The sequence below is a fragment of the Stenotrophomonas sp. GZD-301 genome, assembly GCF_049310345.1.
Classification (GTDB): Bacteria; Pseudomonadota; Gammaproteobacteria; order Xanthomonadales; family Xanthomonadaceae; genus Stenotrophomonas.
In genome coordinates this window covers 38,409-63,992 of sequence record NZ_JBMOWY010000012.1, presented here as the reverse complement: position 1 = coordinate 63,992, position 25,584 = coordinate 38,409, and the positions used below count along the sequence as shown (strand labels likewise).

General features: G+C 68.1%; 22 protein-coding genes. 18 read left to right on the top strand and 4 right to left on the bottom strand.

Features of this window, described 5'->3' with window-relative positions:
- Window positions 1-20: 20 nt before the first annotated feature.
- The 3 genes from dapD to map are packed head-to-tail and all read right to left on the bottom strand — an operon-like array spanning window position 21 to window position 4,518.
- The gene (gene dapD / locus ACO6VK_RS03425; protein ID WP_422505579.1) at window positions 21-1,103 is read right to left on the bottom strand and encodes a 2,3,4,5-tetrahydropyridine-2,6-dicarboxylate N-succinyltransferase; all 1,083 of its coding nucleotides are present in this window, start codon (window positions 1,101-1,103) and stop codon (window positions 21-23) included.
- Entirely contained in the window at window positions 1,103-3,724 is a 2,622-nt protein-coding gene (locus ACO6VK_RS03420; RefSeq protein WP_422505592.1) for a [protein-PII] uridylyltransferase, read from the bottom strand. Before ACO6VK_RS03420 ends, dapD begins: the two co-directional genes overlap by 1 nt.
- 20 nt (window positions 3,725-3,744) lie before the next feature.
- Window positions 3,745-4,518: a type I methionyl aminopeptidase gene (map, locus tag ACO6VK_RS03415; protein WP_422505578.1), complete on the bottom strand. Its 774-nt coding sequence runs from the start codon at window positions 4,516-4,518 to the stop codon at window positions 3,745-3,747.
- Between the two features lie 262 nt (window positions 4,519-4,780).
- Between map and ACO6VK_RS03410 the strand changes: the two genes are divergently transcribed.
- From ACO6VK_RS03410 to tsf, 8 genes are all read left to right on the top strand, one after another.
- Window positions 4,781-5,305, top strand: coding sequence for a spore coat U domain-containing protein (locus tag ACO6VK_RS03410; protein ID WP_422505577.1), 525 nt, complete (start codon window positions 4,781-4,783; stop codon window positions 5,303-5,305).
- 7 nt (window positions 5,306-5,312) lie between these two features.
- A complete protein-coding gene (locus ACO6VK_RS03405; protein WP_422505576.1) occupies window positions 5,313-6,071 on the top strand; it encodes a molecular chaperone in 759 nt (252 codons plus the stop codon).
- A gap of 13 nt (window positions 6,072-6,084) precedes the next feature.
- Window positions 6,085-8,421 carry a fimbria/pilus outer membrane usher protein gene (locus tag ACO6VK_RS03400; protein WP_422505575.1) on the top strand — a complete coding sequence of 779 codons (2,337 nt, stop codon included), beginning with the start codon at window positions 6,085-6,087 and terminating at the stop codon, window positions 8,419-8,421.
- Window positions 8,418-9,461 carry a spore coat U domain-containing protein gene (locus ACO6VK_RS03395; RefSeq protein ID WP_422505574.1) on the top strand — a complete coding sequence of 348 codons (1,044 nt, stop codon included), beginning with the start codon at window positions 8,418-8,420 and terminating at the stop codon, window positions 9,459-9,461. Before ACO6VK_RS03400 ends, ACO6VK_RS03395 begins: the two co-directional genes overlap by 4 nt.
- Window positions 9,462-9,531: 70 nt before the next feature.
- Window positions 9,532-9,813 carry a hypothetical protein gene (locus ACO6VK_RS03390; RefSeq protein ID WP_422505573.1) on the top strand — a complete coding sequence of 94 codons (282 nt, stop codon included), beginning with the start codon at window positions 9,532-9,534 and terminating at the stop codon, window positions 9,811-9,813.
- Window positions 9,789-10,532, top strand: a complete 744-nt coding sequence (locus ACO6VK_RS03385) for a molecular chaperone (RefSeq protein WP_422505572.1) — start codon at window positions 9,789-9,791, stop codon at window positions 10,530-10,532. The genes ACO6VK_RS03390 and ACO6VK_RS03385 overlap by 25 nt, the downstream gene beginning before the upstream one ends.
- A gap of 211 nt (window positions 10,533-10,743) precedes the next feature.
- Window positions 10,744-11,550 (top strand): 30S ribosomal protein S2, encoded by an 807-nt coding sequence (gene rpsB / locus ACO6VK_RS03380; RefSeq protein ID WP_422505571.1) that lies wholly within the window; start codon window positions 10,744-10,746, stop codon window positions 11,548-11,550.
- A 126-nt stretch (window positions 11,551-11,676) separates the two neighbouring features.
- Window positions 11,677-12,555 carry a translation elongation factor Ts gene (tsf, locus tag ACO6VK_RS03375; protein ID WP_422505570.1) on the top strand — a complete coding sequence of 293 codons (879 nt, stop codon included), beginning with the start codon at window positions 11,677-11,679 and terminating at the stop codon, window positions 12,553-12,555.
- Window positions 12,556-13,141: 586 nt separating this feature from the next.
- On the opposite strand, the gene ACO6VK_RS03370 is transcribed toward tsf, so the two are convergent.
- Window positions 13,142-13,837: an AIM24 family protein gene (locus tag ACO6VK_RS03370; protein ID WP_411850442.1), complete on the bottom strand. Its 696-nt coding sequence runs from the start codon at window positions 13,835-13,837 to the stop codon at window positions 13,142-13,144.
- A 292-nt stretch (window positions 13,838-14,129) separates the two neighbouring features.
- Between ACO6VK_RS03370 and ACO6VK_RS03365 the strand changes: the two genes are divergently transcribed.
- The 10 genes from ACO6VK_RS03365 to fabZ all read left to right on the top strand — a co-directional run bounded on the left by ACO6VK_RS03365 (window position 14,130) and on the right by fabZ (window position 25,580).
- Complete coding sequence (locus ACO6VK_RS03365) at window positions 14,130-15,629, top strand: GGDEF domain-containing protein (RefSeq protein ID WP_422505569.1); 1,500 nt, start codon at window positions 14,130-14,132, stop codon at window positions 15,627-15,629.
- 124 nt (window positions 15,630-15,753) lie between these two features.
- The gene (pyrH, locus tag ACO6VK_RS03360; protein ID WP_411850440.1) at window positions 15,754-16,485 is read left to right on the top strand and encodes a UMP kinase; all 732 of its coding nucleotides are present in this window, start codon (window positions 15,754-15,756) and stop codon (window positions 16,483-16,485) included.
- A 137-nt stretch (window positions 16,486-16,622) separates the two neighbouring features.
- The gene (gene frr, locus ACO6VK_RS03355; RefSeq protein ID WP_017355310.1) at window positions 16,623-17,180 is read left to right on the top strand and encodes a ribosome recycling factor; all 558 of its coding nucleotides are present in this window, start codon (window positions 16,623-16,625) and stop codon (window positions 17,178-17,180) included.
- A gap of 6 nt (window positions 17,181-17,186) precedes the next feature.
- Window positions 17,187-17,957, top strand: a complete 771-nt coding sequence (uppS, locus tag ACO6VK_RS03350; RefSeq protein WP_422505568.1) for a polyprenyl diphosphate synthase — start codon at window positions 17,187-17,189, stop codon at window positions 17,955-17,957.
- Entirely contained in the window at window positions 17,954-18,778 is an 825-nt protein-coding gene (locus ACO6VK_RS03345; RefSeq protein ID WP_422505567.1) for a phosphatidate cytidylyltransferase, read from the top strand. The genes uppS and ACO6VK_RS03345 overlap by 4 nt, the downstream gene beginning before the upstream one ends.
- 2 nt (window positions 18,779-18,780) lie before the next feature.
- Entirely contained in the window at window positions 18,781-19,971 is a 1,191-nt protein-coding gene (locus tag ACO6VK_RS03340) for a 1-deoxy-D-xylulose-5-phosphate reductoisomerase (protein WP_422505566.1), read from the top strand.
- Between the two features lie 34 nt (window positions 19,972-20,005).
- Window positions 20,006-21,364: an RIP metalloprotease RseP gene (gene rseP / locus ACO6VK_RS03335; RefSeq protein ID WP_422505565.1), complete on the top strand. Its 1,359-nt coding sequence runs from the start codon at window positions 20,006-20,008 to the stop codon at window positions 21,362-21,364.
- Window positions 21,365-21,436: 72 nt separating this feature from the next.
- Complete coding sequence (gene bamA, locus ACO6VK_RS03330) at window positions 21,437-23,860, top strand: outer membrane protein assembly factor BamA (protein WP_422505564.1); 2,424 nt, start codon at window positions 21,437-21,439, stop codon at window positions 23,858-23,860.
- Between the two features lie 245 nt (window positions 23,861-24,105).
- Entirely contained in the window at window positions 24,106-25,128 is a 1,023-nt protein-coding gene (gene lpxD / locus ACO6VK_RS03325) for a UDP-3-O-(3-hydroxymyristoyl)glucosamine N-acyltransferase (RefSeq protein WP_422505563.1), read from the top strand.
- Window positions 25,125-25,580: a 3-hydroxyacyl-ACP dehydratase FabZ gene (gene fabZ / locus ACO6VK_RS03320; protein WP_136004262.1), complete on the top strand. Its 456-nt coding sequence runs from the start codon at window positions 25,125-25,127 to the stop codon at window positions 25,578-25,580. The genes lpxD and fabZ overlap by 4 nt, the downstream gene beginning before the upstream one ends.
- Window positions 25,581-25,584: the final 4 nt, after the last annotated feature.

Sequence of the window (25,584 nt, the reverse complement as noted above, 5' to 3'; positions counted from 1 at the left end):
GCGCCAGCGAGGGTATCAACTCAGTCGGCCAGACCGCGCAGCAGGTCGTTGACGCTGGTCTTGCTGCGGGTCTTGGCATCGACCTGCTTGACGATCACCGCGCAGTACAGCGAGTGCGAGCCGTCCTTCGACGGCAGCTGGCCGGACACCACCACGCTGTACGGCGGCACCGAGCCGTAGCTGATCTCGCCGGTGGCACGGTTGTACACGCGGGTGCTCTGGCCAAGGAACACGCCCATGCCGATCACGCTGTGATGGCCGACCACGAAGCCTTCCACCACTTCCGAGCGGGCGCCGATGAAGCAATGGTCTTCGATGATGGTCGGGCTGGCCTGCAGCGGCTCGAGCACGCCACCGATGCCGGCGCCGCCGGACAGGTGGCAGTGTTTGCCGATCTGGGCGCACGAACCCACCGTGGCCCAGGTGTCGACCATCGTGCCCTCGCCCACGTAGGCGCCGATGTTGGTGAAGCTCGGCATCAGCACCACGTCCTTGCCGAAGTAGCTGCCGCGGCGGGCGATGGCGCCCGGCACCACGCGCACGCCGGCACGGCGGAACTTGGCTTCATCGAAGCCGGCGAAGCGCGATTCGACCTTGTCCCAGAACGGCGCCGGGCGCGCATCGACCACGGCCATGTCGTTGACGCGGAAATACAGCAGCACGGCCTTCTTCAGCCATTCGTTGACCTTCCAGCCGCCGTGGCCATCCGGTTCGGCCACGCGGAATTCACCGGTCTCCAGGCCGTCGATGACCCGGCCGACCAGCGGCTTGGTCGAGCCTTCCAGTTCATGCAGGGTCAGCGTGGCACGGCGCTCGAAGGCGCTCTCGATGCCGAACTTCAGTTCTTCCACGCCCGGCGTGGCCGGCTTGCGCAGCGACTTGCGGGCGATGGTTGCGTCGCGGGTGGCGGTGCGCTTGGCGGCGCTTTCGGCCGGGCTGGCGGCGGTCTTGCCGGCCGTCCTGCGCGGAGCGGCCTTCTTCGGCGCAGGCGCGGCCTTCTTCGCAGCCACCGGCGTCTTGGCGGCAGGCGCGGCCTTGGCGGCGGCAGTCTTCTTGGCCGCCGCAGAGGTGGCGGCAGTCTTCTTGGTCGGCTTGGTGGCCATCAGCGGGGGTCTCCGGCGTTTCGATCAGGGTCCAGGCAGGCCAGCATGGCGTCGTGCAGCTGCTGCCTGGCGGATTCAGTCAGGGGGTGGTCGTGTTCATCGCTGATCACGAACATGTCTTCGGCGCGCTCGCCAAAGGTGGCGATGCGGGCGTCATGCACGCGCAGGCGCTGGTTGCGCAGCACGTAGGCGACATCGGCCAGCAGGCCGGGGCGATCCGGCGCAACCAGGCTGAAGCGGGTGCTGCTGCTGCCGGCGTCGGCGACGTCGCGGAACTCGATGCGCGGGGCGAAACGGAAATGGCGCAGCTGGCGTGGAATGGCCCGGCGCGAGGGACGCAGCCGCGACAGGTCGCCGGCCAGCGCATCGCGCAGGGCCGCCTCCAGCCGCGGCGCGTCGCCGTCGGCGAAACTGTCCGCCGGGGTCACTTCAAAGGTGTCGAAGATGGTATCGACCGGGCCATCCAGCACCCGCGCGCGATGGATGCCATAGCCCTTGCGGTCCAGCGTCATCACGATCGCGGCGAACAGGCCATCGCGATCGGGCGAATGCACGAACACTTCCAGTGCATGGTCGTCGGGGGTGATCCGGCGCACCTTGACCAGGGTCTGGCCCTGTTTCACCGGCACCAGCGCTGCGGCCTGCCAGGCCAGCTGCTCCGGACGCAGCCGGATGAAGCTCTCATCGGGCATCACCGCGAACTGGCGGTCGATGGTGGCGTCGTCGTAACCGCGTTCGCGCACCAGCGTGCGCACCGAGTCGCGCGCCTCGGCCACGCGCTCGGCCGCCGGCATCTGGTTTTCCAGCCCGTCGCGCAGCGCGCGGCGCGCGGCAAAGTACAGGTCGGCCAGCAGCCGGTCTTTCCAGGCGTTCCAGAGCTTGGGACTGGTGCCGGCGATGTCGGCGCAGGTCAGCAGGTAGAGATAGTCCAGGCGGTCGCGGCTGGCCACCAGCGTGGCGAAGCGGTGGATCACGTCCGGATCGGAAATGTCCTGCTTCTGCGCCGTCACCGACATGCGCAGGTGCTGCTCGACCAGCCAGGCCACCAGGTCGGTGTCCGAGGTGCTCAGCGCGTGCGCCTGGCAGAAATCGCGTGCGTCCACCGCACCGAGTTCGGAGTGGTCCCCGCCGCGCCCCTTGGCGATGTCGTGGAACAGGCCCGCGAGCAGCAGCAGCTCCGGCTTGCGCAGGCGCGGCCACACCTCGTGGGCGATCGAGAAACGCTCGTCGGCACGGCTGCTGGCGAACAGGCCGATGTTCCGCAGCACCATCAGGGTGTGCTGGTCCACGGTGTAGACATGGAACAGATCGAACTGCATGCGCCCGGAGACCTGGGCGAACGCCGGAATCCACTGGCCCAGCACGCCCAGGCGCGCCATCCGCGCCAGCGTGTCGACCGCGCGCGGGCTGCGGAGCAGCGCCATGAACTGCTCGCGCGCCGCGACACCGGCCTCGGTGTACGCCGGCAGCGCCGCCAGCGATTCGGCCAGCGCACGCGCGGTCAGCGAATGCAGGCCCCGCACATCCGGGTTGTAGGCCCAGCTGGAGAACAGCGCGAACACCTGTTCGATGTCACCCTGCGGCCACTGCGGATCGTTGGCGGCCAGGTAACCGCGACGCAGCGAGAAGCCCACGCTGACCGGCTCGGGGACCGCCTCGCCGTCGAACTGCTCTTCAAACCGCTGCAGCAGGCGGTCGCTGATCCGCCGCACCACCGTGGCGCTGCGGTAGAACCCCTGCATCATTTTCTCGACGCCCAGGCTCTCCGGGTCGTCTTCGAACCCGAGGCGTGCGGCCAGGGTCTTCTGGTAGTCGAAGCGCAGGCGTTCTTCGGGCCGGTTGGCGACCAGGTGCAGGCCGAAGCGCAGCCGCGCCAGCGCGCAACGCTCGCGGCGCAATGCGGCGGCCTCGTCCGGCCCGAGATGCCCCAGACCGACCAGGGCCTCCAGCTCGCGCACGCCGAACGCACGCAGCGCCATCCATCCCAGCGTGTTGAGGTCGCGCAGGCCGCCAGGACCATCCTTGATGTCCGGCTCGAGGTTGTCGGCGGTATCGCCGAAGCGCCGATGACGCGCCAGCAGTTCTTCACGCTTGGCGAGGAAAAACCCGCGCGGCGGCCACAGTGCGTCGACGTTGACGGCCGCCTTCAGCGCCTGCCGGGCGGCATCGTCGGCCACCAGCGGGCGCGATTCAATCAGTGCGGTCAGCACGGTCTGGTCGGCACTGGCCTCGGTGCATTCGTGCGCCGAACGGACCGCATGACTGACCGGCAGGCCGCAGTCCCACAGCAGCGCGAACAGGCGTGCCAAGGCCGGCTCCTGCGCCCGCTGGCGCGCCGGCTCGCCGAGTATCAGCAGGTCGATGTCCGAGCGCGGAAACAGTTCGCCGCGCCCGTAGCCACCGACCGCGAACAGCGCCAGCCCGCTCTCGGCCGGCAGACAGCGCTGCCAGGCCAGGCGGATCAGGTGGTCGGCCGCGCGGGCGCGCAACGCCAGCAGGCGCTCGATGTTGTCGCCCTGGTCGAAACGCCGGTACAGGCGCGCGTCGGCCTGCTGCAGGGACTGGCGCGCTGTCGCCGCCCATTCCGGGTCGGCGACGGAGGTGGCCGGCGCGTCCAGCATCGGGCTCGCCGGCAGCATGCTCAGACCTGCGATTCGCCGGGCGACAGGGTCAGCACGTCCACGCCGGTCTCGGTGACCGCGATCATGTGCTCCCACTGCGCCGACAGCTTGCGGTCCTTGGTCACCACGGTCCAGCCATCCGGCAGCACCTTGTTGTAGCGGGTGCCCTCGTTGATCATCGGCTCGATGGTGAAGGTCATGCCGGGCTGCAGCACCAGGCCCTGGCCCGGACGGCCGTAGTGCATCACCTGCGGTTCGTCGTGGTAGATCTTGCCGATGCCGTGGCCGCAGTACTCGCGCACCACACTGAACCGCTCGGCTTCGGCATAGCTCTGGATCGCATGGCCGATATCGCCCAGCGTCGCGCCCGGCTTGACCGCGCGGATACCGAGCCACATTGCTTCATAAGTGGTGTCGACCAGGCGCTTGGCCATCACCGACGGGGTGCCGACGTAGTACATGCGGCTGGTGTCGCCGTGCCAGCCGTCCTTGATCACGGTGACGTCGATGTTGACGATGTCGCCGTCCTTGAGGACCTTGGCTTCGCTGGGAATGCCGTGGCAGATGACGTTGTTCACCGAGGTGCATACGGTCTTCGGGAAGCCCCGGTAGCCGACGTTGGCCGGCGTGGCCTTCTGCACGTTGATGATGTGGTCGTGGCAGATGCGGTCCAGCTCTTCGGTCGTCACGCCCGGCTTGACGTGCGGGGTGACGATGTCGAGCACCTCGCTGGCCAGACGGCCCGCGATGCGCATCAGTTCGATTTCCTGGGGAGTTTTCAGATTCACGCTCATGGCGACCATTATCGCCGATCCGGAGCCAGACTGAACGGGGCCGGCTGGAACGCTGACAGCCCAGGTTCGGCTGGCTGACCGGGGGCCGGCAGGCCCCGGGCGGGCCATGTGAACGCAAAAAACGCCAAATCCGGCCAAAAATCCTCACACCCCCCCGACAACCCCGCTCCTATAAGCAGGGTAGCGCCAGCCCGGCGCCCGTTCCCTGCAGTACGTCAGCATCGACCTGAACATCCAGGACCCCCGTCCAAGGAGAATGCCCATGCGATCCCTGCGTCCCCTGCTCGTCGGTGTCGGCCTGGCGGCCCTGTCCACCACCGCCTTGGCCGCCGATACGACCACCTTCAACGTCAAGATCATCATCACCAAGGCCTGCACGATCACCGCGGCGGCCGCCACGGACGTGGATTTCGGCAGTGCGCTGTCCACCGCCACCAGCCCCTCCAACGCCCAGGGCACGATCACCGCCCAGTGCTCGGCATTGACGCCCTACACCATCGCGCTCAATGCCGGCTCCAACGCAGGCACGGCCAATGACGTCACCACCCGGCGCATGAAAAACACCAATGCGGCGGTGACCACCAACAATTTCGTGGGCTATCAGCTGTACCAGGACGCCGGCCACAACACCGTCTGGGGCGCCACCGCGGGCACCAACACCGTGGCCGGTATCGGCACCGGCGTGCCGCTGGCCTACAACGTGTACGGCCAGGTCGCCAATCCCAGCGTCAACAACGCCGCCACCGGTAGCTACCAGGACACCGTCACCGCCACCATTTCCTACTGAGGTTGCCATGCTGACATTCGGACCGGGGCGCCCACGGCGACCCAGGGCGTCGGCATGGCGGGCGTTGCCCTGGCTGTGGTTCGGCATCGCCGGCACGGTCCAGGCAGCCAGCCTGCAGGTAGCGCCGACCTCGCTGCAGCTCACGCCTCGACAGAATGCGGATGCGTTGTGGGTCAGCAACAGCGGCACCTCGCCGGTGGACGTGCAGGCGCGCGTGTTCCGCTGGACGCAACGCGATGGCAAGGACGCGCTCGAGCTCACCACGGAGCTGGCGGTGAGCCCGCCCATGCAGTCACTGGCCGCCGGCCAGCAGCAGCTGATACGGGTGGTCCGCGCGCAGCCGGAGGCCCCCGCCACACAGCTCGCCTACCGGGTGATCGTGGATGAGGTGCCCACCCTCGACCCGGCCCGCCGCGGCATGCAGTTCGTGCTGCGCTATTCGTTGCCGGTGTTCGTGCAGCCGGCCGACGGCCAACCGCAGGCGCCGGACCTGCAGGCGAGCGTGGTTGATCTCGGGGAGGGCCGCATCGCGCTGCAGGTGCACAACCGCGGCAACGGCTATGCCCAGATCGCCGACCTCGCCCTGGGCGACCCCGCGCGCCCGCAGGTCGTGCAACCGGGCCTGCTCGGGTATGTGCTGAGCGGCCAGACCATGCGCTGGCCGCTGGAGATCACCGCAGCCCGGATGGCGGGCGGCACGCTTTCGGCGAAGATCAATGGCGGGCAGGCCCAGACCCCGCTCCCCCTTGCGCCACCGTCTCGCTGAGGCCTGCGTGCGGATGGCGCTGGCTGCAAGCCTGTTGCCCTCGGCCGCACGCGCGGCCGAGGCCGATATCGGCGCGTCGGGCGACGCCATGCTGCCGGCGCCGACCCCGTTGACGGCAACGCAGACGCTGTACCTGGACGTGACTCTGAACCGCAGTCCACGCGGCCTGCTGCCGTTTTCGCTCGACGCCGGCCGCCTGATGGCCCCGGCCGCCACCCTGCGCCAGCTCGGTTTCAGCGTGCGGGGCGAAGCACCGCTGCCGCTGGACGCCCTGAGCGGCGTGGTGGTGCGCTACGACGCGGCGCTGCAGACCCTGACCCTGGACGCGCCGCTGTCGCAGCTGACCCTGCCGACCACCCTGCTGGAACGCGCGGCCGAGCCCACGCCGGTGGCCAGCGCGTCGCCGGGCGCCCTGCTCAATTACGACGTGTATGCCAGCCACAACCAGGACGCAGGCAACCTGGCACTCACCACCCAGTGGCGCGTCTTCGGCCTCGGCCGTGGCGTCCTGGAAAGCACCCAGCTGCTGCGCACCTACCAGGACGGCCGCAACGGCGACTGGCACGGCGAAAGCGTCCGCCTGGACAGCCGCTGGGAACTGGATTTCCCCGACAGCGCCACGACCTTGACCGTGGGCGACTTCTTCAGCGGATTCGTCGACTGGAGCCGCCCGGTACGCATGGGCGGTGTGCAGATCGGCCGCAACTACGGGCTGCAGCCGTACCGCGTGCTCACCCCCACACCGACCTTCCTCGGCGAGGCGGTGGTGCCGTCCAGCGTCGAGCTGTACGTGGACGGACTGCGCCAGTACAACGGCGAGGTACCGGTCGGGCCGTTCCAGCTCGCCGCCCAGCCCGGCATCAGCGGCGCGGGCAACGCGCAGGTGGTGATCACCGACGCCTACGGGCGCATGCAGACGGTGGACTTCGCCTTCTACGGCGCCCAGCAGCTGCTCGCCCAGGGCCTCACCGACTGGTCGTTCGGCGTGGGCCGGATGCGTCGCGAGTACGGCGTCCGTTCCTTCGCCTACGACACGCCGGTGCTGGCCAGCGGCACCTGGCGGCACGGCATCAGCAACCGCTTCACCGCCGAGGCCCATGCCGAAGGCGGCGGTGGCGTGGCCAATGCCGGGGCCGGCGGCTGGTGGCTGCTCGGCGCCGGCGGCGTGTTCAACGCCGCCTATGCCCACAGCCGCGCGGATGGGCGCGAAGGCGGCCAGTGGGCAGCGGGATACAGCTGGAACAACCGGCGGTTCAACGTCAATGCCGCCACCCGCCGCACCCACGGCGACTACCGCGACCTGGGTGCCCTGCAGGATGCCCTGCCTCCGGATGTCACCGACCAGCTCACCCTCGGCCTGACCCTGGGGCGCGCGGGGGCGATCAGCGCAAGCTACCTGCGGCTGTCCTATCCCGACGGCGACGACAACCGCTATGCCAGCCTGTTCTGGAACAAGACCTTCTCCGAGCGCTGGTCGGCGTACCTGTCGTTCAACCAGGACCTGTCCGACCGCGACGACCGCAGCGTCTACCTGTCGGTGTCGGCCAGCCTGGGCCGCAACCGCCAGAGCAGTGTGTCGGCCCAACGCAACGGCGACCGCAGCCTGTATGCCGTGGATGTCTCCCAGCCGGTGCCGGGCGACGGCAGCCAGGGCGGATTCGGCTGGCGGCTGCAGGCGCGCGACGGCGACGGAGGTGCGGGCGGACTGGCCGAACTGGGCTGGCTGAACCGGGTGGGCCGCTACGCGTTCGGTGCCTCGCGCCAGGGCGATGCCAACTACGCCTATGCCAGTGCCGCCGGCAGCCTGGTCTGGATGGGGGGCCATGTCTTCGCCGCACGCGAGGTGCCGGATGCGTTCGCGGTGGTGTCCACCGCCGGGTTTGGCGGCATCCCGGTGCGGCTGGAGAACCGCCTGATCGGGGTGACCGATGCCAACGGCCTGCTGCTGGTCACGCCGCTGCTGTCCTGGCAGCGCAATCGCCTCTCCATCGACACGCTGGACCTGCCGGCCGAGATGCGCGCGGATCGGGTAGACACCTGGGTGACGCCGCGCCAGAACGCCGGACTGGGCGTTTCGTTCGGCCTGCGGCGTACCCGCCAGGCCACCGTGGTGCTGCACGATCCGCAGGGCGCGGCCCTGCCCCCCGGCAGCCGCGTGCACCTGCCCGATGGCCGCCAGACCATCGTGGGCTATGACGGCGAGGCGTACCTCGACGATCTGCCGGCGCAGAGCCGCCTGCGCGTGGAGACAGAGCGCGGCCGCTGCGACGTCGAGGTCGCGGTGGTCGGCACGGCCGACGGTACGCCCCTGCGCATCGGCCCGCTGCGCTGCCTGCCGGTGCCCCCATGAGCAGCGCCTGGCGCAGCGGGCTGTGGCTGGCGGCGCTGGTGGCGTGCCTGTGGCTGGCACCGGCGCCGGCGCGGGCGGCCACCACCTGCACCGCGACCGCGCCGGGTACGCTCGCCTTTGGCACCATCACCAATGGCGCAGCGGCCCCGACCAACGTGATGGTCTCGTTCAAGATCCAGTGCAGCACCGTCGGCCTGTCCCTGCTCGCCGACGCGTCGGTACGGGTCTGTGTCGGCATCGGAACCGGCAGCACGGGCACCACCCTGTCCCCGTTCCGCGGCATCACCAACACCTTCGGCGACAGCATGGCATTCCAGCTGTACACCGATGCCGCGCGCACCATCCCGTGGGGACTGCTGCCGGGCGGAACGCCCCCCGCGCAGGTGGTCGATCTGAAGTATCCGGTGCCCGTCCTTGGCGGCAATGGCGAAGTCACGCTGACCCTCTACGGCCAGATCCCGGCCAACCAGGCGCTGGCCTTCGGCAGCTACACCAGCAGTTTCTCCGGCAGCGCGGTCACCCTGGAATACGCCTACAACGAGGTCCTTCTGGGCGGCTCGACCACCCCGGCGAGCTGCACTGCCGGCACCACCGGGCACAAGACCGCCACCAACGCCTTCCCGTTCACCGTTACCGCCAACGTGCTCGCGCAGTGCAGCGCCACGGTCGCCACCGACATGGACTTCGGCAGCCGCGCCGGCAGCATCGCCAGCGCGATCGACCAGACCTCCACCATCACCACCACCTGCCTGAAGCGCACGCCGTTCACGGTCGCGCTGGACAACGGCCTGTATGCCGGCGGCACCAGCGTGCGGCGGATGCGGCACGTCACCAACGCCGCCTACAGCATTCCCTATGAGCTGTACCGCGACAGCGCGCGCACCCTGCGCTGGGGCGACGCGCAGAACGTGGACACCCTCGCCCAGACGGGGACCGGCAGCGCGCAGCCGATCACCGTCTATGGCCGTGCACCGGCCACGGCCGGTGCGGTGGCCGAAGGCAGCTACAACGACCGCGTCCAGGTCACCATCACGTTCTAGGCCGGCAGCGCCCCTCAAGCGTGGCGCCGCAGCGCCGATAACCCCGTCGCCCTCCCTGTTGTCGACGTGGATGATCCGCCGCCGTTCCGTCCCCCTGCTGGCGTTGAGCCTGATCGCCAGCCTGGCCGCCCCCGCGGCCTTCTGCGCCCCCGCCACGCCCCTGCGGATCACCCTGCGGGTGGTCGAGGCCTGCCGTCTGCCGTCCGGCCCGGCGGCCGATGCCTGCCAGGCAGCCCACCAGCGCAGCGGCGATGGCACCGCGCCACCGGCGCAGGTGCAGGCGCTGGCCCCGGCCGATGACACGGCACCGCCCGGCCCGGAGCGCGCATGGCCCCCCACCTTCATCTTCTGATCCTGCGGAGGGCGGCGCTGCTCGCGGTGCTGGCAGGGCTTCTGCCCGGCGTCGCGGCGGGCCAGGCGCTCGAGATCGCTCCGCTGCAGGTCACCCTCCCCGCCGGCAGCGCCGACGGCGAACTCTGGCTGCGCAATACCCACCCGGGCGCGTGGACGGGCCACGCCCGGCTGTACCGCTGGGTGCAGACGCCCGACCAGGAGGTGCTGACCCCGGCCGATGACGTGGCCCTGAGCCCGGCGCAGCTCACCATCGCACCGGGCGGCCGGCAGCGGCTGCGCGTGGTGCGGCTGGATACCGCCCCGCTTGTGCAGGAGCGCAGCTACCGCCTGCTGCTCCGCGCGGGGCCGGACAGCCCACCCCTGCAGGTCTCGCTGCCGGTGTTCCTGGCCGCCGACGGCGTCGCCGCCGGCCCGCCCGAGCTGACCGTGTCGCTCGGTGGCGATCCGCCCACACCGGCCCTCCACCTCTACAATGACGGCCATCGCCATGTCCGCCTGGCCGACCTGGCCTTTGTTGACCGCCGCGGCCGGCGCCATCCGCTGATCACCGGCCTGGCCGGCTACGTCCTGCCCGGCCACGCCCGCCGGTGGTCCCTGCCGGCGCGGGCCGACGGCTACCGCGACGGGCATTTCCGGGCCCGCCTGGACGATGCTGCGGAGGCCGATCTGGCCCCGGCCACCCCGCCAATTGCGCTGGGTACCGCAGCCGGGCTATAATCGACGGGATTTCCCGCGCTCTTCGCGTGAAAACCGTCCACACCGGACGTCACCGGTGAATCCACACCTGTCGTCCCCATCCGTGCCGGGGTGCTCCGCAAGGAGTTCGGCCACGGAGACGACCGGGAAGCCCAACCCCGGAACCTCCCGCCTCACGGCGGACCGCCCATCTATTACCCGTGGCGGCCGGTTCCCACTCAGGAGTATTGCAATGCCCCAGGTCACCATGCGTCAGATGCTGGAAGCCGGCGTCCACTTCGGCCACCAGACCCGTTACTGGAACCCCAAGATGGGCCAGTACATCTTCGGCGCCCGCGGCAAGATCCACATCATCAACCTGGAAAAGACCGTTCCGCTCTTCAATGACGCGATGAACTTCATTTCCAGCATTGCCCAGAAGCGCGGCACCATCCTGTTCCTGGGCACCAAGCGCAGCGCCCGCGAGTCGATCCGCGAAGAAGCCGAGCGTTGCGGCATGCCGTTCATGAACCAGCGTTGGCTGGGCGGCACCCTGACCAACTTCCGTACCGTCAAGCAGTCGGTTGCCCGCCTGAAGGAACTGGAATCCGGCGAAACCGACGGCACCTTCGACAAGCTGGTCAAGCACGAAGTGCTGGGCCTGCGTCGCGAGCGTGACAAGCTGGAAGCCTCGCTGGGCGGCATCAAGGACATGAACCGTCTGCCGGACGCGATCTTCGTCATCGACATCGGCCACGAAGACATCGCCATCAAGGAAGCCAAGAAGCTCGGCATCCCGGTGATCGCTGTCGTCGACACCAACTACAACCCGGAACTGGTCGACTACGCGATCCCGGGCAACGACGACGCCATCCGCGCTGTGCAGCTGTACGCCCGCGCCGCTGCCGACGCCGTGCTGGAAGGCAAGGCTGCTGCCCCGCACGCTGCCACCGTCCGTGAAGAAGAGTTCGCCGAAGCCCCGGCCGCCGAAGAAGGCAAGCCGGCTCGCCGCGCTCCGGCCAAGAAGGCCGCTGCCGACAAGGGCGAAGCCCAGGCCTGATCCAGGCCCCTGGTGGGCGCCACGCGCCCACCGATCCTGTCCGCTGCCGACGGCGCGACGACAGGACACTGTCACACGGGCCGGCCACCATGCCGGCCCAACCCCTTTCTTTCGTGAGGAAATCCCGTGGAAATCACTGCTTCCCTGGTCAAGGAACTGCGCGAGCGCACCGGCGCCGGCATGATGGAGTGCAAGAAGGCACTCACCGAAAATGGCGGCGACATCGACGCCTCGGCCGAATGGCTGCGCAAGTCGGGCCTGGCCAAGGCCGACAAGAAGGCTGACCGCGTTGCTGCCGAAGGCATCATCGTGGCCGCCCAGGACGGCAACAAGGCCGTGCTGGTCGAAGTCAACTCCGAAACCGACTTCGTCGCCAAGGACAGCAACTTCCTGGACTTCACCAAGGCCGTTGCCGCCACCGCCCTGAGCTCGGGCGCTGCCGACATCGACGCGCTGAAGGCCGCCAAGCTGCCGACCGGCGAGACCGTCGAAGAAGCCCGCGCCGCCGTCATCGCCAAGGTCGGCGAGAAGGTCGACGTGCGTCGCATCGTGCGCCTGGAATCGACCAACAACGTCGCTGCCTACGTGCACGGCGGCCGCATCGGCGTGCTGGTTGAACTCGCCGGCGGCGACGCCGACCTGGCCCGTGGCCTGGCCATGCACGTGGCTGCCATGAACCCGCCGCACAACAAGGCTGCCGATGTGCCGGCCGACTTCGTGGCGAAGGAAAAGGAAATCGAACTGGCCAAGATGTCCGACAAGGACAAGTCCAAGCCGGCCGACATCCTGGAAAAGATCATCAGCGGCAAGATCGCCAAGATCGTCAACGAAGTGACCCTGTACGGCCAGCCGTACGTGCTGGACACCAACCAGTCGGTCGAGCAGGTGCTGAAGGCTGCCGGCGGCGACGTGGTCGGCTTCAAGCGCCTGGCCGTTGGCGAAGGCATCGAGAAGGTCGTGGAAGACTACGCGGCCGAAGTGATGAAGCAGGCCGGTCTGGCCTGATCCATCCCGCCTGCGCTTCGGCGCTGGCGCGATAACGAAAAAACCCGGCTTCGGCCGGGTTTTTTTGTGGGTGGCATCTGGGTGTTTTCTGCGAAGAGCAGCGTCTTGATCTTCCGCGCGAGGAGGAGGACGGGCAACCCCATGCGGGACACGCCGTAAACCCATCCCTGGGGGCTTGTCGAAAACTTGCACGCATGCGCTTTCCTGCGCCTGCGGCAAGGCCTGGGCTGGGCGTCCTGCCCACCCCGTCCGGCGCATGCGCCGGACCCATGTTTTCGACAGTCCCGCATGGGGCTGCCCGCCCTCCTCTGCATAGGTGCAGGCGTGCGGCATGCAAGGGGCGTTTCTTGCGCGGCATGCCGCCTTCTCTCTGCACACCGCCAATGTGTGGAGGGTTGGCGTGGGTGGGTTGGCGGGACTGTCGAAAACATGGATGTTTTCGACAAGCCTACATGGACGTATTCACGGCGTGTCACGCCAACCCGCCCACGCCGACCCACCCCGGGGCCAAACGACGCGTTGCAGTTGCCGTTGCAGTTGCAGTTGCAGTTGCAGTTGCCAGCGCAACCGCAACCGCACAACCGCCTCAGCCCTTGGACTGGAACGACACTTCCTCGTACGGCTGCACCACCACCCAGCCTTCGCCGGCGAACTTCATCTGCAGGCTCTCGCCCGAGCCGCGGCCGACCAGCGTGCCCAGCGACACGTCCGCCACCACCTCCGGCGCCAGCGAACCCGACCACGCCACCGTCGCATTCGGATCGGTGAACACCGGCCCGCCCTGCGCCGTCACCCGCAGCGTCATCGGCTCGTAGTGCGACGTCACCGCCACGATCCCGTGCCCGCTCAACTTGATGTTGAACAGCCCGCCGGACAGCATCCCCGCCACCTTCTTCATCATCGTGATCTTCGACTCGATCCCGGTTTCGAAGGCCAGCACATCGTTGCCGTTGACGAAGATCGACTCGCCCGCCAGGCGCAGCAGCGTCACCTTCTTGCCTGCATCGGCCAGGTACACCCGCCCCTGCCCTTCCACCTTCATCAGCTGCAGGCCTTCGCCGCTCACCATCTTCTTCAGCAGCGTGCCCAGCCCCTGTTCCAGGATGCCCTGGCGGGTGAACTTCACCCCGCCCTTGCGGGCCACCATCGACCCCGCCTTCGCCCACACCAGCCCATCGACACGCACCTCCAGCATGCGCGGGCTTTCCAGCTCGAACGCATCGGCGCTGACATCCTTTTCCTGCGTGGTGGACAGGAATTCCTGAAGCGACTTCACGGTCATGGGGCAGCGTCCTTGAGAATGAGAGCGCGAATGGTAGCGCCCACCGGCCCCCATGACGCAATCGGCCGTGCGCGACGCCCCCCGCGCCCACCCGACTTTCCCCCATTCGCCGGCGGATGTGTTACCAAAGAACCTGCCGCGCCTGCCTCATGCAGTCTGCCCACTGGTTTTGCCTTGCATGGCGCATCGGCGCACTATTGCCAACGTCAGTTTCCATAACAACGCAAGAATCCACGATCAAATCTGTGACGCACACCATGTATTCTTGCCACAACACATCAATAGCCCCGCCATGCCTCCCGAGCTGACAGCCGCCCTGGCGCTCTGCCGCAACCTGCCCTCGCCGCCCGGTATCGCCTTGCGCATCATCGAGTTGGCGCAGGACCCGGAAGCGGACATCACCACCGCCGCCGACATCATCGCCATCGACATGGCGTTGAGCGCACGCATGCTGCGCATCGCCAACTCGCCGCTGTACGCCAGCCGTCGCCGGATCGAGAACCTCGGCCAGGCGCTGACCATGCTCGGCCTCAACGCCACCGTCAGCCTCGCCCTCGGCTTTACCGTCACCCAGGGCCTCACCGGCCCGGGCGAAGGGCAGGACCTGCGCGAACGCGCGTGGCGACGCAGCATTCTCAGCGCCCTCGCCGCCAGCCTGCTTGGCCAGGCGCGCGGCCTGCGCAAGGCCGAAGAGCTGATGCTGGCCGGCCTGCTGCAGGACATCGGTGTGCTTGCGCTGGCCCAGGCCGAGCCGGAGCGCTACCTGCCGCTGCTGCGCCAGGCCGCCGACAACGAAGCGCTGGTGGCGCTCGAGCGCGAACACCTCGACTGCAGCCATGCCGACGTCGGCGCCTGGATCGCCGACGCGTGGGCACTGCCGCGCTACCTGGTCGACAGCATCGCGCGCAGCGAGCAGCCCGAGGCCACCGAAGACACCTTCCAGGCCTGCGTCGCCGTCTCGGGCGCGGTGGCCGACATCTGGCTGAGCCGCGACGCCGATGCGGCGCGGGAACATGCCCTGCACCTGGTCAACGCCAAGCTGCAGCTGGACAGCGCCCAGTTCGACCAGGTCCTGGCCCGCATCAGCGAGGCACTGCCGGACATCGGCGCCCTGTTCGAGACCCCCCTGTTCTCCCCGGCGCGCGTCCAGCAGCTGATCGACCACGCCCAGGAACTGGCCACCCTGCGCAACCTGCGCGAGATGCAGGACGCCGCCCAGGCCCGCAAGCGCGCCGATGAGTTCGAGGCGCGCGCCAACCGGCTGGCCGAGCAGGCCCATCGCGATGCCCTGACCGGCGTCCTCAACCGCCGCCAGCTCGAGGCCGTGCTGGAACAGGAGTTCCTGCGCGCCACCCGGCATGGCTGGCCCCTGTCGGTGGCCTTCATCGACCTCGACGACTTCAAGAAGATCAACGACGCCCACGGCCACCTGATGGGCGACCAGGTCCTGCGCATGTTCGCCAGCAAGCTGCAGGAACAGCTGCGCAACAGTGACACCGTGGCCCGCTTCGGCGGCGAGGAATTCATCGCCCTGCTGCCCAACACCACCGAACCGGTGGCGCTGGAAGTGGTGCGCCGGGTCCTGGCCAACATCGTCAACACCCCGATGGCCGAACTGGAGGGAGGCCCCCTGTTCGTGACCTTCTCGGCCGGCGTGGCCACCCAGGGCGGCTACGAGCGTTTTGCCGATGTTCAGGACCTTCTGAAGGCCGCCGACGACGTGTTGTACCGCTCCAAGAATCTGGGCCGCAACCGCGTCATCGCTCGCTCGCCGAGCTCTGCCCCGGCCTGACCGGGGCGGGTGCGACACCGCCCGGGCGGCCGCGCCACGGGCGCCGCAGTGCAGCAAAATAATCCTGCTCCGCGGCCCGGCTTCCAGTAGAATTCCCGCGTTTTCCACGCATCCAGAGGCCACCATGTCCAATCTCACCTATCGCCGCATCCTGCTGAAAGTTTCCGGGGAGGCGCTGATGGGAGACGAGGACTACGGCATCGACCCCAAGGTGATCCACCGGCTGGCGCGTGAAGTGCTCGAAGCCCAGCAGGCCGGGGCGGAAGTCGCCCTCGTCATCGGCGGCGGCAACATCTTCCGCGGCGCCGGCCTGGCAGCTGGCGGCATGGACCGGGTCACCGGCGACCAGATGGGCATGCTCGCCACCGTGATCAACGCGCTGGCCATGCAGGACGCCCTGGAGAAGCTCGGTGCCAAGGCGCGCGTGATGAGCGCCATCAAGATCAACGATGTGTGCGAGGACTACATCCGTCGCCGCGCCATCCGCCACCTGGAAAAGGGCCGCCTGGTGATCTTCGCCGCCGGCGTCGGCAGCCCGTTCTTCACCACCGACTCCGGCGCTGCCCTGCGCGCGATCGAGATCGGCGCGGACCTGCTGCTGAAGGCCACCAAGGTCGATGGCGTCTACGACAAGGACCCCAACAAGTACAGCGATGCCGTGCGCTTCGACACCCTCAGCTACGACGAAGTGATTCGCCGCGGCCTGGAAGTGATGGATACCGCCGCCTTCGCACTGGCGCGCGACAGCGACCTGCCGCTGCGCGTGTTCGACATGGGCCAGCCCGGTGAGCTGCTGAAGATCCTGCACGGCGAGAACATCGGCACCCTGGTGCAGGGCCGCGATACCGCTGCCTGAACCCGGCCGCCCCGGCAAACGGCGCCGATTCCGCAACCGCAGCACACGCAGCGGGGCGGAACTGGCCCCGATGGGCCCGGTATCGGCCCGTATTCGCCTATAATCGCCCGATTCCAGTTACATCCAGGATTCGGGCGATGCTCAACGATATCAAGCAGGACGCGCAGACGCGCATGGCAAAGAGCATCGATGCTCTGAAGCACACCCTCACCTCCATCCGCACCGGCCGCGCATCGCCGTCGCTGCTGGACCGGATTACCGTCAAGGCCTACGGCACCGACACCCCCCTGAACCAGGTCGCCTCGATCAGCGTGTCCGAAGGCCATTCGCTGGTCATCACCCTGTTCGACAAGGGCATGATCAAGGACGTCGAGAAGGCCATCTACGCCTCCGACCTCGGCCTGACCCCGAACGTGGCCGGCACTGTGATCCGCCTGAACCTGCCGCCGCCGACCGAAGAGCGCCGCAAGGAGCTGGGCAAGCAGGTGCAGAAGGAAGGCGAAGGCGCCAAGATCGCCATCCGCAACATCCGCCAGGACGCCAACAAGGCGATCGCCGCGCTGCTCAAGGACAAGTCGATCAGCGAAGACGACAAGAAGCGCGGTGAAGACGACATCCAGAAGCTGACCGACAAGTCCATCAAGGACGTCGACAGTGTCGTGGCCGAGAAAGAAAAGGAACTGATGGCGGTCTGAGCCCCCATGACCTCAGCCCCGTCCAGCGGCCCTGCCGCGCCCCTGCCCCGCCACCTCGCCATCATCATGGATGGCAACGGGCGTTGGGCACAGAAGCGTCGTCGCCCACGCGTGATCGGCCATCGTGCCGGCGCGCGCGCGGTCAACCGCACCATCGACTTCTGCCTGGAGCGCGGCATTGCCGTGCTGACCCTGTTCGCCTTCTCCAGTGAAAACTGGGGACGGCCGCAGGAGGAAGTGGATGCGCTGATGAAGCTGTTCCTCAATGCGCTCGACCGCGAAGTGGACGAACTGCACCGTCGTGGCGTCCGCGTGCGCTTCATCGGCGACCGCCAGCGCTTCGGCGCCGGCCTGGTCAGCCGCATGCAGCTGGCCGAGCAGCGCACCGCCGACAACCGCGCGATGACCCTGAACATCGCGGCCAGCTACGGCGGTCGCCAGGACATCGTGCAGGCCGCGCGCGAGCTTGCCGCCGAAGTGGCGGCCGGCCGCCTGCTGCCCGAGCAGATCGACGAAGCCATGCTCGGCAGCCGCATCGCGCTGGCCGACCTGCCGCCGCCGGACCTGTTCATCCGGACCGGTGGCGACACCCGCATCAGCAACTTCCTGCTGTGGCAGCTGGCCTATACCGAACTGTGGTTCACCGACGTGTTGTGGCCCGAGTTCGACGCCGCCGTCCTGCAGCAGGCCCTGGATGCCTATGCCGCGCGTGAACGTCGTTTCGGCCTGACCAGCGCCCAGATCGCCGCCCTGGCCACCGAGACCACGACCCCATGACCAGAACCCGAGTCATCGCCGCACTGATCATGGCGCCGGTCGCCATTGCGGCCATCCTGCTGCTGCCGACCCCGTGGCTGGCCGCCGCCGCCGCTGCCGTGTTCCTGATCGGCCTGTGGGAATGGCTGAAGCTGGCCGACGTCGACGACACCCTCGCCCGCACCGTCCTGCTGGTCCTGAACCTGGTGCTGATGGTGCTGATCGTGTGGGCCGGCGACGGCTCGCTGGTGCTGTACCAGATCGCCGCCCTGATCGGCATCGGCTGGTGGGTGCTGGCCCTGGTCTGGCTGCGCTTCTTCAACTTCGGCGCCAGCCCCAGCAGCCCGGCGCGCGCGCTCAAGCTGCTGGCCGGCACGCTGGCCATCGTGCCGGCCTGGGCCTCGCTGGTGCTGATCCATGCCAGCGGCAGCAATGGCCACCTGTGGCTGCTGACCGCGTTGGCGGTGGTGTGGGCGGCCGATTCGGGTGCCTACTTCGCCGGCCGCACCTTCGGTCGCACCAAGCTGGCACCGCGGATCAGCCCCAACAAGACCTGGGAAGGCCTGGGTGGCGGCATGGTCGCCGGCCTGCTGGTGGCGCTGGGCTTCGGCGTCCTGGCCGGGGTCGACAGCGGCCATCTGGTGGGCCTGACCATCACCGCAGTGGTCACCGTGTTCGCCTCGGTGCTGGGCGACCTGTTCGAGAGCCTGATCAAGCGCCACGCCGGCGCTAAGGACTCCGGCCACATCATTCCTGGTCACGGCGGCGTGCTGGACCGCGTCGATGGCGTACTGGCGGCCCTGCCGGTGTTCGCCCTCGGCAAGGAAATCTTCGGATTCTGAGCATGACCAGCGTCAACGCCCCCCGCCAGGTCGCCGTCTTCGGCGCCACCGGTTCGATCGGCGCATCCGCGCTGGACGTGATGGCGCGCCATCCCGACCAGTATCGCGCCAGCGTGCTGGCCGCCGGCCGCCAGGTCGACGCCCTGGTGGCGCTGTGCGTGGCGCACCGGCCCGATCACGCCGTGATCGCCGACGAGACCCTGTATCCGGCCCTTCGCGCCGGCCTGCAGGCCGCCGGGCTGGCCACCGAGGCCCATGCCGGTGCAGCCGCGCTGGATGCCCTGGCCGCCAGCGACGCCTGCGACACCCTGGTGGCGGCCATCGTCGGCGCGGCCGGGCTGTCGTCCACGCTGGCTGCGGCCCGGGCCGGCAAGCGCATCCTGCTGGCCAACAAGGAATCGCTGGTGCTGGCCGGCGAACTGCTGATGCGCCAGGCCGCCGCCGCGGGCGCCGAGATCATCCCGATCGACAGCGAGCACAGCGCCATTTTCCAGTGCCTGCGCTCCTGCGACGCCAGCCTGGACGGTGCCGGCGTGCGCCGCATCATCCTCACCGCCTCGGGGGGGCCGTTCCGCGGCCGCCGCCGCGCCGAGCTGGCGGAGGTCACTCCGGCCCAGGCCGTGGCGCACCCGAAGTGGTCGATGGGCCCGAAGATCTCGGTCGATTCGGCGACGCTGATGAACAAGGGCCTGGAAGTGATCGAGGCTCACCACCTGTTCAAGGTGCCCGGCGAGCGCATCGACGTGCTGGTGCACCCGCAGAGCCTGGTCCATTCGCTGGTCGAGTTCGTGGACGGCTCCACCCTGGCCCAGCTCGGCCTGCCGGACATGCGCACCACCCTGGCCGTGGGCCTGGGCTGGCCGCGCCGGATCGAATCGGGTGTCGGCGGGCTGGACCTGCTGACCCAGGGCCGGCTGGATTTCGAGGCGCCCGACACCGACGCCTTCCCCTGCCTGGCGCTGGCCTGGCAGGCGATGGCCGCCGGCGGCACCGCCCCGGCCATCCTCAATGCGGCCAACGAAGTCGCGGTTTCAGCGTTTCTTCAGGGTCGAATCGCTTTCCTTGCCATTCCGGCGCTGGTGGCTAACGCTCTGTCAACACTGTCGGTGGAGTCCGCCGATACACTGGAGGTCCTGCTGAGCGCGGACCGCCGTGCCCGCCAGATCACCGAAGCCGCCATCGACCCCGCCTGAATGCCCGACGCTCCCTCTTACTCTGCCATCGCTCATGGGTGACTTCATCGGATCGGTCTGGTGGATGATCGTCAGCCTTGGGCTGCTGGTGACCTTCCATGAGTTTGGCCACTACTGGGTCGCCCGCCGCTGCGGGGTCAAGGTGCTGCGCTTCTCTGTCGGCTTCGGCCGCCCCCTGTGGATGCGCCGCAACCGCGCCGGCACCGAATTCGCGATCGCCGCCATTCCGCTCGGCGGCTACGTGAAGATGCTCGACGAGCGCGAGGTCGAGGTACCGCTGGCCGAGCGCTCGCAGGCCTTCAACAACAAGACCGTGTGGCAGCGGATCGCGGTCGTGGCCGCCGGCCCGCTGGCCAACCTGCTGCTGTGCGTGTTCCTGCTCTGGGCGATGTTCGTGATCGGCCGCCAGGACTATTCGGCCACCATCGGCCGCACCACCGGCATGGCCCAGGCCGCAGGCCTGCAGGCCGGCGACCGGGTGCTGCGGGTGGACGGGCGCGACGTCGTCACCGCCGGCGAGGCCAGCATGGCCCTGACCACCGCCGCGATGGACCGCCAGGATGCGCAGGTCGAGGTGCTGGACACGCAGGACCAGCAGCGGACCCGCACCCTGCCGCTGTCGCAGCTGCCGGCCGGCTTCGACGAGCGCCGCGTGCCGGTGCTGGCGGGCCTGAACTGGCAGTACTGGCTGCAGCCGGCGCTGGTGGACAGCGTGGTGCCGGGCTCGGCCGCCGACGGGGTGCTGCTGCCGGGCGACCTGATCGTGGCCGTGGACGGCCAGCGCATCGAGGCCGCCGACCAGGTGCCGGCGCAGGTGCTGGCCCTGGGCCAGCGCGGCGGCCCGGGCATGATCGACGTGCTGCGCGCCGGCGAACGCCTGGCGCTCGAGGTCACCCCCCAGGCAGGCAAGGACCCCCGCGGCCAGGCGACCTGGCAGCTCGGCATCGCCTTCCCGCAGGGCCATGCCCCGGCCTACGACGCCGAGCTGAGGTTCGGCCCGTTCGCCGCCGTGCCGGTGGCATTGCGCGAAACCGCCCGTCTGGCGGGCGATTCGCTGGGCATGATGCGCCGCATCGTGACCGGCAACGCCTCCCTGAAGAACGTCTCCGGGCCGGTCACGATCGCCCAGGTGGCCAATGGGACCGCCAAGCGCGGCGTGGACTGGTTCCTGTATTTCCTGGCCCTGCTGTCGCTGAGCCTGTGCATCATCAACCTGCTGCCCATCCCCATCTTGGACGGCGGGCACCTGCTGTATTACCTTATCGAGTTGGTCAAGGGCAGCCCGCTCAGTGAGCGCGCCATGGCCGCCGGTCAGTACATCGGCCTGGCGCTGCTGGCGGGACTGATGGGATTGGCGTTCTACAACGACATCCTCGGTCTGGCCCAGCGATGAACTTTTTTCTTTTGTCGTCGTCTTACACGCCGGCATCCCGCAATGTTGAAATCGACTCCAACCGGACGTGACATGACGCGACTCCCCAATCGCCGCCTGCTTGCCCTCGCACTCGCCGCCGGTTTCGGCGTGCCCGCCCTGGCGCAGGCAGCCGAGCCCTTCACCGTCAGCGACATCCGTGTCGATGGTCTGCAGCGCATCACCTCCGGTACCGTGTTCACCTACCTCCCGGTGGAGCGTGGCGACACCCTGACCGACAACAAGGTCGGCGAGACCATCCGCGCCCTGTACAAGACCGGTTTCTTCGAAGACGTGCAGATCGACCGCCAGGGCAACATCATGGTGGTGACCGTGCGTGAGCGCCCGGCGATCAACAAGCTGACCGTCACCGGCAACAAGGACATCAAGAGCGACCAGCTGCTCAAGGGCCTGAGCGACATCGGCCTGACCGAGGGCGGCACCTTCGACCGTCTGAGCCTGGACCGCGTGACCCAGGAACTGCGCCGTCAGTACAACGACCGCGGCAAATACAACGTCGACATCACCCCGACCGTGAGCCCGCTGGACCGCAATCGCGTGGACATCACCATCGCGATCAAGGAAGGCAAGGCCGCCAAGATCCAGCACGTCAACCTGGTGGGCACCGAGAAGTTCGCCTCCGAGGACATCCTGGAAACCTGGGAATCCAAGGAGCACAACTGGGCCTCGTGGTACCGCCGCGACGACCAGTACTCCAAGGAAAAGCTCTCCGGCGACCTGGAAAAGCTCAACTCCTGGTACCTGGACCGCGGCTACGTGGACTTCAGCGTCGACTCCACCCAGGTGTCGATCAGCCCCGACAAGCGCGACATGTTCATCACCGCCGGCGTGACCGAGGGTGAGCAGTACAAGATTTCCGAGATCAAGGTCACCGGCGACACCATCCTCCCGCAGGAAGATGTCGAGCGCATGGTGATCCAGAAGTCCGGCGACACGTTCTCGCGTGCGCTGCTGGAATTCAGCTCGGATGCGATCACCAACTCGCTGTCCAACATCGGCTACGCCTTCGCCAAGGTCAACCCGATCCCGACCAGCAACCGCGCCGACCGTACCGTGGCGATCAACATGCAGGTCGTGCCGGGCCCGCGCGTGCAGGTGCGTCGCATCACCTTCAAGGGCAACACCCGCACCTCCGACGAAGTGCTGCGTCGCGAAATGCGCCAGTTCGAGAACAGCTGGTACTCGCAGGCCGCGATCGACCGCTCCAAGATCCGTCTGCAGCGCCTGGGCTACTTCGAGGCGGTGGACGTGGAAACCCCGCAGGTCACCGGCAGCAATGACCAGGTGGACGTGGTCTACAACGTCAAGGAAACCACCTCGGGCAGCTTCGTGTTCGGCCTGGGCTATTCCCAGTCCTACGGCATGACCACCTCGGTGCAGCTGTCGCAGAACAACTTCCTCGGCGGCGGCAACCGCGTGTCGGTCGAAGCCTCGCGCAGCAGCTACCTGCAGCGCTACGGCTTCTCCTACACCAACCCGTACTTCACCGATGACGGCGTCTCGCTGGGCTACAACCTGTCCTGGCGCGAACTGGACTACTCCGACTTCAACACCGCGCAGTACAACAGCACCAACGGTGCGGCGCAGATGATCTTCGGCGTGCCGATCACCGAGAACGACACCGTCTCGCTGATGTTCGGCATCGACAGCAACCAGATCACCACCTACCAGGGCGCCACGCCGCAGGCGATCGTCGACTACATCAATGCCGTCGGCCAGCGCACGTTCCACTCCTGGCGCACCGAGCTGGGCTGGGCGCGCGATACCCGTAACGACTACTTCATGCCGACCCGCGGCACCTACCAGCGCGTCGGTCTGGAAACCACGCTGCCGGGCTCGACGGTCGAGTACTACAAGCTGAACTACCAGTTCTCCAAGTATTGGCCGATCATGCCCTCGCTGGTGATCAACACCCGTGCGGAAATCGGCTACGGCGACAGCTACGGCAAGGACGTCACCCGCGACCTCTGCTATACCCCGCCGTCCGCCGCCAACCCCAACCCGGTGCAGACTGTGGACTGCAACACGTCCTCGTCGGACTACCGCAAGACCGTGACTGCCACGGGCCTGCCGTTCTACGAGAACTTCTACGCCGGCGGCACCAACTCGGTGCGCGGCTTCGAAGACAACACGCTGGGCCCGCGTTCGGAAGCCATCAATGGCTACACCAATGGCCAGCCGCTGGGTGGTTCGCTGAAGACCGTCGGCTCGATCGAAGCCTACTTCCCGCGTCTGTTCGACAGCCCCTCGGCGCGCATCTCGGCGTTCCTGGACTTCGGCAACGTGTACACCGGGGTGGACAACTTCAAGGCCAACGAGCTGCGTGTGTCCACCGGCGTGGCGCTGCTGTGGCGCGCACCGGTCGGCCCGATCTCGATCAGCTACGCCTTCCCGCTCAAGAAGGAAGACGGCGACGAAATCGAACGGCTGCAGTTCACCTTCGGCGGTCAGTTCTGACCGACGAAGGCAGGTCGCCTCCCCACCGGAGGCATTACGAGACGCCGGGCATTGCCCGGCGTTTTGTTTTGTACCGACCGAGTGTCCCCGTGGAGCCGCACCGTCCCGACACGCCAGCGCAGCCGGAGGGCGCCCACGGGTCGCCTGACCCCAGCAGTAGCCGAGCAGCGCCCCGCTCTACGTGGTGGCGGCCACCGGACTACCCCGAACATGACCGAAGTCACGCCACACGGTAAACTCGCCGCGTGAACACACCTACCTATACCGCCCAGCAACTCGCCGAGCAGTTTGGCCTGCAGGTCCACGGTGATGGCAGCACCGCCATCCGTGGCGTGGCCACCCTTGCCCATGCCGGCTCCGGCCAGCTGACCTTCCTTGCCAACCCGCGCTACCGCGCCCAGCTTGCCGACAGCCAGGCCGCGATCGTGGTGCTGCGCGCCGAGGACGCCGACGCTGCGCCCGGCACCGCGCTGGTCGCCAAGGACCCGTACACGACCTTCGCCAAGATCGCCGCGCTGTTCGACATCGCGCCGACCCGGCCGCCGGGCATCCACCCCAGCGCGATCATCGATCCCGACGCGCAGGTGGCCGCCAGCGCCCACATCGGCCCGTTCGTCACCATCGGCGCGCGCAGCGTGGTCGGTGAGAACTGCATCGTCGGCCCCGGCAGCATCATCGGCGAGGACTGCACCCTGGATACCGGCTGCGAGCTGATCGCGCGGGTCACCCTGGTGACCCGGGTCAAGCTCGGCAAGCGCGTGCGCATCCATCCCGGCGCCGTGCTCGGTGCCGATGGCTTCGGCCTGGCGATGGATGCCGGCCACTGGATCAAGGTGCCGCAGCTCGGCGGCGTGCGCATCGGCGACGACTGCGAGATCGGCGCCAACACCTGCGTGGACCGCGGCGCCCTGGAAGACACCGTGCTCGACAACGATGTGCGCCTGGACAACCTGGTGCAGATCGCACACAACGTGCAGATCGGTGCGCACTCGGCCATCGCCGGCTGCACCGGCATCGCCGGCAGCGCCAAGATCGGCCGCTACTGCCTGCTCGGGGGCGCGGTCGGCGTGGTCGGCCACCTCGAAATCTGCGACAAGGTCGTCATCACCGGCAAGTCGGTGGTGCGCAACTCCATTCATGAGCCGGGCGAATACTCGTCCGGCACCCCACTGACCGACAACCGCACGTGGCGCAAAAACGCCGCGCGCTTCAAGCAGCTCGATGCACTGGCCCGTCGCATCCTGTCTGTGAGCAAGGAGAAGGAATGAGCCACGAACAGAAGCTGCCGGACATCACCGAAATCCAGGCGTTGATCCCGCACCGTTACCCGTTCCTGCTGGTCGACAAGGTCGTTTCGATCGATTACGACAAGCGCACCATCGTCGCCACGAAGAACGTCAGCATCAACGAACCGTTCTTCCAGGGCCACTTCCCCGGCCAGCCGATCATGCCCGGCGTGCTCATCATCGAAGCCATGGCCCAGGCCGGCGGCGTGCTCACCCAGCTCACCCTGGGCCGCGATGCGCAGTCCAAGCTGTTCTACATGGTCAAGGTGGACAAGGCCCGTTTCAGCAAGCAGGTCGTCCCCGGTGACGTGCTGGAAATGCATGTGGAGATCAAGCGCGTGATCCGCAACATGGCGGTGTATGACTGTGTGGCCAAGGTCGACGGCGAGATCGTGGCATGCGCCGAAGTGCTGTGCGCCGGCACCCGCGAATGAGCCC

Excerpts from the sequence above, each read along its gene's own strand:
- ACO6VK_RS03385 (WP_422505572.1), top strand. The coding sequence starts at position 9,789 with ATGGCCCCCCACCTTCATCTTCTGATCCTGCGGAGGGCGGCGCTGCTC.
- ACO6VK_RS03365 (WP_422505569.1), top strand. The coding sequence starts at position 14,130 with ATGCCTCCCGAGCTGACAGCCGCCCTGGCGCTCTGCCGCAACCTGCCC.
- frr (WP_017355310.1), top strand. The coding sequence starts at position 16,623 with ATGCTCAACGATATCAAGCAGGACGCGCAGACGCGCATGGCAAAGAGC.
- ACO6VK_RS03390 (WP_422505573.1), top strand. The coding sequence starts at position 9,532 with ATGATCCGCCGCCGTTCCGTCCCCCTGCTGGCGTTGAGCCTGATCGCC.
- ACO6VK_RS03345 (WP_422505567.1), top strand. The coding sequence starts at position 17,954 with ATGACCAGAACCCGAGTCATCGCCGCACTGATCATGGCGCCGGTCGCC.
- ACO6VK_RS03395 (WP_422505574.1), top strand. The coding sequence starts at position 8,418 with ATGAGCAGCGCCTGGCGCAGCGGGCTGTGGCTGGCGGCGCTGGTGGCG.
- pyrH (WP_411850440.1), top strand. The coding sequence starts at position 15,754 with ATGTCCAATCTCACCTATCGCCGCATCCTGCTGAAAGTTTCCGGGGAG.
- ACO6VK_RS03340 (WP_422505566.1), top strand. The coding sequence starts at position 18,781 with ATGACCAGCGTCAACGCCCCCCGCCAGGTCGCCGTCTTCGGCGCCACC.
- ACO6VK_RS03410 (WP_422505577.1), top strand. The coding sequence starts at position 4,781 with ATGCGATCCCTGCGTCCCCTGCTCGTCGGTGTCGGCCTGGCGGCCCTG.
- dapD (WP_422505579.1), bottom strand. The coding sequence starts at position 1,103 with ATGGCCACCAAGCCGACCAAGAAGACTGCCGCCACCTCTGCGGCGGCC.
- bamA (WP_422505564.1), top strand. The coding sequence starts at position 21,437 with ATGACGCGACTCCCCAATCGCCGCCTGCTTGCCCTCGCACTCGCCGCC.
- ACO6VK_RS03400 (WP_422505575.1), top strand. The coding sequence starts at position 6,085 with ATGGCGCTGGCTGCAAGCCTGTTGCCCTCGGCCGCACGCGCGGCCGAG.
- ACO6VK_RS03405 (WP_422505576.1), top strand. The coding sequence starts at position 5,313 with ATGCTGACATTCGGACCGGGGCGCCCACGGCGACCCAGGGCGTCGGCA.
- rpsB (WP_422505571.1), top strand. The coding sequence starts at position 10,744 with ATGCCCCAGGTCACCATGCGTCAGATGCTGGAAGCCGGCGTCCACTTC.
- map (WP_422505578.1), bottom strand. The coding sequence starts at position 4,518 with ATGAGCGTGAATCTGAAAACTCCCCAGGAAATCGAACTGATGCGCATC.
- fabZ (WP_136004262.1), top strand. The coding sequence starts at position 25,125 with ATGAGCCACGAACAGAAGCTGCCGGACATCACCGAAATCCAGGCGTTG.
- ACO6VK_RS03420 (WP_422505592.1), bottom strand. The coding sequence starts at position 3,724 with ATGCTGGACGCGCCGGCCACCTCCGTCGCCGACCCGGAATGGGCGGCG.
- uppS (WP_422505568.1), top strand. The coding sequence starts at position 17,187 with ATGACCTCAGCCCCGTCCAGCGGCCCTGCCGCGCCCCTGCCCCGCCAC.
- ACO6VK_RS03370 (WP_411850442.1), bottom strand. The coding sequence starts at position 13,837 with ATGACCGTGAAGTCGCTTCAGGAATTCCTGTCCACCACGCAGGAAAAG.
- rseP (WP_422505565.1), top strand. The coding sequence starts at position 20,006 with ATGGGTGACTTCATCGGATCGGTCTGGTGGATGATCGTCAGCCTTGGG.